We start from the raw sequence: 7,426 nt of genomic DNA, 5'->3' as shown, positions 1-7,426 counted from the left end.
TCATGATTATACGCCTATCCTTGACTCTTTTTAGAGTACAGTTTGATAAGCAGTTACACAAAGTTAGTTACAGTCTCAAATCAGCGGTTAAATCAGAAACTATATCTCAAAATAAAAGAGCGCGTTAAGCGCTCTTTTATTTGGTGTTACATCAGGAGGGTGTCTAGCTCGCCACTGAAATTATTATCCATTTCTTGAAGTTCTTTAAGTAAACGGTGCTTTTCCTTTAGAGCTTCAATTTCACGCCACTTCCGCTTTTTATTGGAGCTTCTTGAGCGACTTGGCTTTTCAACTACACTATCCAGTTCTAGCGCACTACCATAATCGAGTCGATTCATGGCAACCTCCTGTTGTTTATTTTGTCTTCAAATTAATAGCATGATTTTTGTTCATGTTGCAACTTAAATGTTTCAAAAATGTTAAATCAGGATGAACTTTTAATGTTTTAGTATTCGTTGAGAGAAGATTAATATGGGCTTATCTGTAACCAATATGGAATGCTCAGCTGGAAAAAACAAAAAAGCCAGTCGAAACTGGCTTTTTTAATGCGCGTATGACTCTAGATATTTCCTTGCCTAAACAAGTTAATTAAGCCATTACTCGACGTATCGAGTTCATCGGCATCTTTATTTGCGCAGAGGCGTTCGAGAACATCATTTCCTAGCTGCTTACCAAGCTCTACGCCCCACTGATCAAATGAGTTAATTTGCCAAATAGCACCTTGAACAAATGTTCTGTGCTCATATAGCGCAATTAACGCACCTAAAGTTGCAGGAGTAAGCTTATCCATTAAGATGGTATTGCTTGGCTTATTGCCTGGCATCACCTTATGTTTAGCGATAAGTTGCTTTTGCTCATCACTAAGGCCGCTAGTGTTTAACTCTGTCAATGCTTCTTCATATGTTCGACCTTGCATCAATGCCTGGGTTTGACCAAAGCAATTTGAAGCAAGTTGTACATGATGTTCACCCACAGGGTTATGGCTGTTGAGTGGCATAATGAAGTCGGCAGGAATTAGCGCGGTTCCTTGATGTAATAGCTGGTGGTATGCGTGCTGACCATTTGTCCCTTCGCCGCCCCAAATTACAGGTCCAGTGCTGTAATCAACATCGGTACCATTTAGGGTGACGGACTTACCATTACTTTCCATATCTAGCTGCTGGAAGTAGGCTGGCAGGCCTCGTAGGTAATGATCATACGTTAACACTACATGAGACTGAGCATTGAAAAAGTTACCGTACCATAGCGAGAACAAGCCCATAATGACGGGCATGTTATTTTCTAATGGCGTGTTGGCAAAATGTTCATCCATCTCGTGAGCACCGGCTAATAACTCGCGAAAGTTGTCTATGCCGATGAGGAGTGCGATAGGTAATCCAATTGCAGACCAAAGTGAATAACGGCCTCCAACCCAGTCCCACATAGGGAAGATATTATTGACATCGATGCCAAACTCGGTTGCTTTAGCGACATTTGAGCTAACAGCGACAAAGTGCTTAGCGACATCAGATTGTGATGCTCCTTGCTCTAAAAACCACGCTTTGGCTGTAAGTGTATTGGTTAATGTTTCCTGGGTACCAAAAGACTTTGAAGACATCACAAACAATGTGGTTTGCGGATTTAAGCCTTTTAGCTTTTCGGTGATAGACGTGCCATCAACGTTTGCAACAAAGTGGCAATTGAGCTTATTCGTCCAGTAAGGACGTAGTGCTTGGGACACGATTTTAGGCCCCAAGAAAGAACCGCCAATACCGATACTGACAACGTCAGTAATCGTTTTTCCAGTGTAACCTTTCCAATTCCCCGACGTTACAGAGTCAACGAACTCACCCATTTTTGCCAATGTTTGCTGTACTTCGGCGACAATATTACAGCCATCGACATTAATGACTTTGTCAGCAGGAGCGCGTAGAGCGGTATGAAGCACTGCTCTTTGCTCTGTATTGTTGATGATTTCGCCTGCAAACATCGCCTTAATTTTTGATTCAAGCTGCGTGTCTTTGGCCAGCTTAAACAAAAGAGACATCGTCTCTTTTGAGGCGCGGTTCTTAGAGTAATCTAGAAACAATCCACAGGCCTGAGTCGACATGTCATTAAAACGCTGAGGTTCAGTGCTAAATAGCTCGCGCATATGGGAAAGCGTTTTACTGTGCTTTTCTAACGCTTGCCATGCGGCTTGTTGAGTGAGTTCAGTCATCTTTTGGTCCTATAGGGTTAAGACGAAAGTTTATCTTTAAGCATGACTTCAAGTTTACCTTGGTCGATAGCGAAGTTGCGAATACCTTCAGCAAGTTTTTCAACTGCCATTGCATCTTCGTTAAATTCCCAACGGAACTGTGCTTCAGTCATTTCAGCTTCTGGTGCAACAACGTCAGTCGCAGGAAGTAACTTTTGTACAATTGGTGTCGTACTGTTTTGTAATTCTTCCAGTAGTGCAGGACCAATGGTTAATCTGTCACAACCTGCGAGTTCAATGATTTCCCCCGTGTTTCTGAAGCTTGCGCCCATCACGACGGTGTTAAAACCATGACGCTTATAGTAGTTATAAATACTTGTAACTGACACTACACCAGGATCGTCAGTTGCGCTGTATTCAAGACCTGTGTCTTTTTTATACCAATCTAGAATACGGCCTACGAACGGAGAAATCAGGTAAGCACCAGCTTCTGCACATGCACGTGCTTGAGCAAAGCTAAACAGCAGCGTTAGGTTACAGTTAATGCCTTCTTGCTCAAGTTGTTTCGCGGCGCAAATACCTTCCCATGTTGATGCCAACTTAATAAGGATACGAGACTTGTCGATACCGGCAGCTTGGTAAAGGTTAATAAGCTTATGTGCTTTAGTGATTGATGCTTCTTTATCAAATGATAGGCGGGCATCAACTTCAGTAGAAATACGACCTGGAACAATTTTTAAGATCTCAAGACCGATATTAACCGCAAGCTTATCTCCAGCATCTTCAATCTGCTGCGCTAAATCGTCACTTTGGCTTTTTGCCCATTCGATAGCGTTTTCGATTAATGCACTGTACTCAGGGATTTCAGATGCTTTTAAAATAAGAGAGGGGTTGGTCGTTGCATCTTCTGGCTGGTAGCGTTTTATGGCTTCAATATCGCCAGTATCGGCAACAATGGTAGTGAAAGGTTTAAGTTGTTCTAATGTGTTGGCCATGTGTATCACATCCTTACTCTAGGAACTGCATCGATTGGACAATTAATTTAGCAGCTATTAAAAGCCATTTTAATGAACATTCCAACTATATATGAAAAAAAATTACACAAAAGTTGCAAAAAATCATTTGAAGCGTGTTTTTTGGTAATCTAAGTACAAAATTCTGCTAAAAATTGTTGTTGGGTAAAAGTTTAATCAAGAAGTATAGCGTTTTTATGAAGGCATAAAATTAAAAAGGCTCACGGTTGTGATAACCGTGAGCCTTTACTATCGAGTGTTGACTTTATTTAAGCACTGGAGTGACAGCTATATCTGTAACATGTGCTTCGATACGACGGTTTGCAGCGTTAGCTTCTGCAGAATTGCCTTCCATTAACGGCCTTGTTATACCGTAACCTTTAGTTGAAACTCTGCCCGGTTCAATACCGTATTCGTTAATAAGAACCTCTGCAACCCCGATTGCACGGCGTTCAGAAAGATCCATATTGTAGTCCGCTTTACCAGTATTAGAGGCGTAACCTGAAATCGTCACCGTAGAGTTAGGGTGCTGTTTCATATACGTAGCTAACTCAGTCATAGCACCATATGAAGACTTCTCTACTTTATCGGAGTTATTCGCAAACTTAGCTCCAATATCAAGCTGCGTCTCTACTTCTAGATAGATAGGACAACCGTTCTCATCAACCTTATAGTCAAATGGCGTATTTGGACACTGATCCATATCGTCGTTGACACCATCATTGTCTGAGTCTAGTACTGGAACAACAGGCTTAGCTTTACTACCAAAGCGATAGCTTAGCTCAAGACCCCAGTAGTTGCTTTCCATCTCTAGGGTTTTCCATTTATCTTCGTCTAGATTTTCATAACGACGATACTTAGCTTGGACCTTAAGGTTGTCTGTAATGTTATAACCAATACCTGCGCCAACGTATGGAGCAACACCGCTGTCACTGTAGTATTCACTACCGTAGTTTTTGTTGTTTGAAATAAGGTAGTTGAAAGCACCTGCTTCAGCAGATAAGCTCCAATCACCCGCAAATGGCCAAAATGCCACTAGGCCAAGGTTCATACCTTTAGCGCCAACGTCATTGAGTTTATTTGAGTAGTCGACCCATTCAGCACGGCCTAAGTCACGATAACCAAGCTCTGCACCGAAGTAGTCGTTAAATAGGTAACCTGCGAATACGTCCCATGCATAGGGGTCATCTTTACCACAAGACTTCATGGTTTTTTGATCGCAATTAGGTTCGTAATTGTTGATGCCGACACCGCCACCTACGTACCAGGGGCTCATGCCGTCAGCTGCGCTAGCAGCAAAAGGTAACATCGAAGTAAGCAGAACTGCTTTTAGTGTATTGTTCATCATTCAAAATCCTTATGTTTTATTTATAAAACTCCTCCGTCTGCTTAAAATCATTGTAAGCAGCGCTAGCGCTTATCACGGAGTTCCTTTATGTTTTAGCTAGCTGACACTATTATCTGTTGCAAATGTAATATTTTCCACTTTAATTGTGAAAAATAATAGTTAACTAAGGTTAAAAAAAGGGCGCCTTCATAAAAGACGCCCTTTAATTTGGGTCTATTTAGTGTTTGAAACTAAATTGATTAACGTGTCCAAACCCAGTTTTCAATGCTCTCAGGGTCAACACCGTTGGCCTTGATGTAATTTCTATGGTCGACTAGGCGCTGCAGCATGTCAGTCGTAATCGCAACATGTTGTGTCTCATCTATAACGCTTTGTTGGAATAGCTTGTAAGCCATATCAATAACCAAATGGTAACGAGAGGTACCGTTACGAACACCCATATCAAATGGAGTGGTTGTTGAACCTTCTTCCTCGTAACCTTTGATTCTAAAGCGAGCGCTACCTTTATAGTCAAATACAAGTTTCTTAATCGTGTTTGGATAACCGTGGTAGTTGAACACAACGCCTTTGTCAGCGGTAAATACTTCATCCATCAACCAAGGCTTGCCTTGGAACTCTAAACTTCCTAGGCCACTGCTTGTTAGCTCTGTCACACTTACAAAGCGGATACGAACTCTTGGGAGAAGCTCACGAATAAGCACAAGTGCTGCCATGGCTTCTTGAGTCACGTAGTCACCACAGCCAACAAGAACAACATCTGGATTTTCATCCGATGCAAAATCCCAAACCATTACGCCATCTTTGGCTTGTTGACGAGCTTCATCAAGTGTTAGCCATTGTGGTAGATCTTTCTTGCCCGCCACTAAGATGTTGAGCTTGTCACGATCGGCATAAGCACGTTCTGTATAAACTAAGGTGCTGTTACCATCAGCGGGTAGATATGCTGAAATGATCTTCGGATGTTTTTCAAGCATCGCACCTAAGAAAGAGGGGTTTTGATGTGAGTAACCGTTGTGATCTTGGCGTTCAAGTAACGAAGACAGTACTACGTTACAAGCTGGAACGGGCTTACGGAAATGTACGCCTTGGCTTGCGTAAACATATTTACAGTATTGGTCGGCCATTGAAGAGACAACTTGTGAGAATGCCTCATAAGTTGGGAACATGGCATGACGGCCTGTAACCGTGTAGCCGTGTAGCATACCGAATAATAGATTTTCTGAAAGCAGCTCGATGACTCGACCATCACGAGACATATCTTCATCCCAGCTTTCAATTGGCCACTGCCATGCACGGCTAGTTTCTTCAAATACTGCTTGTAACTGATTTGAATAGGTTTCATCTGGGCAGAAAATACGTAAGTTACGCTGATCGCGGTTAAGCTTAAATGCATCACGCATCCACTCACCCATTTTATACATAGATAAGCCACGATGTCCTCGAGGTGTTTCAGGGCCATAGGCAAGCTTGTTAAGATCGGGTTTTGCGAGTGCCCGAACCACTTCGCCACCATAACTTAAATGTTGGCGACCACAAGTCAGTTCTTTAGGTGGTAGAAGGGACTGAATATCTGCGTCGAAGATCAGCTCACCTTTGTCATTAATGCTATAAAGCTCATCAAATTTGTAGCTTGCAAGCCAAGTATTGAGTGCATCTAGCTGACCTTTGTCGCTAGCACACTTGTTGACGATAACTTGGTGTGACTCGCAGTTACCTTCTAGTTTCTTACCATTATACTCTGCAGTTCCCGTCCAACCCTTGGCTGTACGCATTAAGATCACTGGCCAGCGTGGCTTAACGATATCTTCACCTGCGCGTGCGCGGGTTTGGATGTCGTTAATCATTTCGTATGACTTATCCATGGCGGCAGTCATCTGCAGGTAAACGTCTTCTTCTAATTGGTCATCAACAATAATTGGATGGTAGCCTAGACCTCTAAATTCAAGGTCAAGTTCTTCATGGCTCATACGGCCCATACGAGTTGGACCTGAAATCTTATAACCGTTGATATGAACAATCGGCAGTACCGCACCGTTATTTTTTGGAGAAACTAAGCGGTTCGCATACCAAGAGGCTGCTAGTGGACCCGTTTCAGACTCGCCGTCACCGATAAGGCAGGCTGCAATCAGGTCTGGATTATCTAAAACGGCGCCCCAGGCAACTGAAAGTGAATAACCTAATTCACCACCTTCAAGAATTTGACCAGGCGCTTCTGGGTTTGCATGGGAAGGGTAACCATAAGCAGCAGAGAATTTCTGACAAATATCGGTGATCCCGTCTTCATTATATGGAATGGTATCGGGGTAGAAGTGGCTTAATGAGCCTTCCATAAATAAGTTTGCTTGAACAGCAGGAAAACCGTGGCCAGGACCTACTAAGTAAACGAATGAGCGATTGTGCTTGGTGATAAGTCTGTTAACGTTAGCGTAGACAAAATTGATACCAGGGCATGTTCCCCAGTGACCAAGTAGCCTTGGCTTGATATCCGTGTGTTCAAGTGCGCGTTTATGCAGCACGTTTTTCTTTAAGTAAATTTGTGATGTCGCTAAAAAGTTAGTTGCTCTAACAAATTTCTTAAGTGCGACAATTTCTTGCTGATGTGCCATAAATAACCCCATTTACGTAATCATAAAGTTAAACAAATTTCATATAACTCACTATATTTGTAATTTTATTACAAAAACGTGTGCTATCTCTGATTTATTGAAAGAATTTTGTACAATTAAATGTAGCTAACTTGCGTGTAACTGTTGTGTTAATTTGGTTAAGTTTGGTGGGGGTGTTTTGGGGTGGGTGTGATGTAGATGTCGGCTAAATGAGAAACTGTGATCTATATCGCTCGGGGTTGAAGCAATGCTATGCTATTTTGCTGCGCGGAATACAGCAGGC

At 42.3% G+C, this 7,426-nt stretch carries 5 protein-coding genes; all 5 read right to left on the bottom strand.

All coding sequences use genetic code 11. The annotated features are described in order from the left end of the window. Positions 1–146: 146 nt before the first annotated feature. Complete coding sequence (locus tag ACVBIO_RS02820; RefSeq protein ID WP_447160447.1) at positions 147–338, bottom strand: DUF3545 family protein; 192 nt, start codon at positions 336–338, stop codon at positions 147–149. A gap of 221 nt (positions 339–559) precedes the next feature. Beyond that, positions 560–2,197: a glucose-6-phosphate isomerase gene (gene pgi / locus ACVBIO_RS02815; protein WP_447171908.1), complete on the bottom strand. Its 1,638-nt coding sequence runs from the start codon at positions 2,195–2,197 to the stop codon at positions 560–562. Positions 2,198–2,214: 17 nt separating this feature from the next. After that, a complete protein-coding gene (gene tal, locus ACVBIO_RS02810; protein ID WP_447160449.1) occupies positions 2,215–3,171 on the bottom strand; it encodes a transaldolase in 957 nt (318 codons plus the stop codon). Between the two features lie 283 nt (positions 3,172–3,454). Further along, complete coding sequence (locus ACVBIO_RS02805) at positions 3,455–4,537, bottom strand: OmpA family protein (RefSeq protein ID WP_447160450.1); 1,083 nt, start codon at positions 4,535–4,537, stop codon at positions 3,455–3,457. A gap of 239 nt (positions 4,538–4,776) precedes the next feature. Continuing rightward, entirely contained in the window at positions 4,777–7,143 is a 2,367-nt protein-coding gene (locus ACVBIO_RS02800) for a phosphoketolase family protein (RefSeq protein ID WP_447160451.1), read from the bottom strand. Positions 7,144–7,426: the final 283 nt, after the last annotated feature.

This window comes from Shewanella sp. 0m-8 (assembly GCF_052977265.1).
The sequence above is the reverse complement of the archived record's forward strand: the minus strand, read 5'-3'. Positions and strand labels throughout refer to the sequence as shown.

What these genes read in the sequence shown, in the direction of transcription:
- ACVBIO_RS02820 (WP_447160447.1), bottom strand. Translation starts at nt 338, where the DNA reads ATGAATCGACTCGATTATGGTAGTGCGCTAGAACTGGATAGTGTAGTT.
- tal (WP_447160449.1), bottom strand. Translation starts at nt 3,171, where the DNA reads ATGGCCAACACATTAGAACAACTTAAACCTTTCACTACCATTGTTGCC.
- ACVBIO_RS02800 (WP_447160451.1), bottom strand. Translation starts at nt 7,143, where the DNA reads ATGGCACATCAGCAAGAAATTGTCGCACTTAAGAAATTTGTTAGAGCA.
- pgi (WP_447171908.1), bottom strand. Translation starts at nt 2,197, where the DNA reads ATGACTGAACTCACTCAACAAGCCGCATGGCAAGCGTTAGAAAAGCAC.
- ACVBIO_RS02805 (WP_447160450.1), bottom strand. Translation starts at nt 4,537, where the DNA reads ATGATGAACAATACACTAAAAGCAGTTCTGCTTACTTCGATGTTACCT.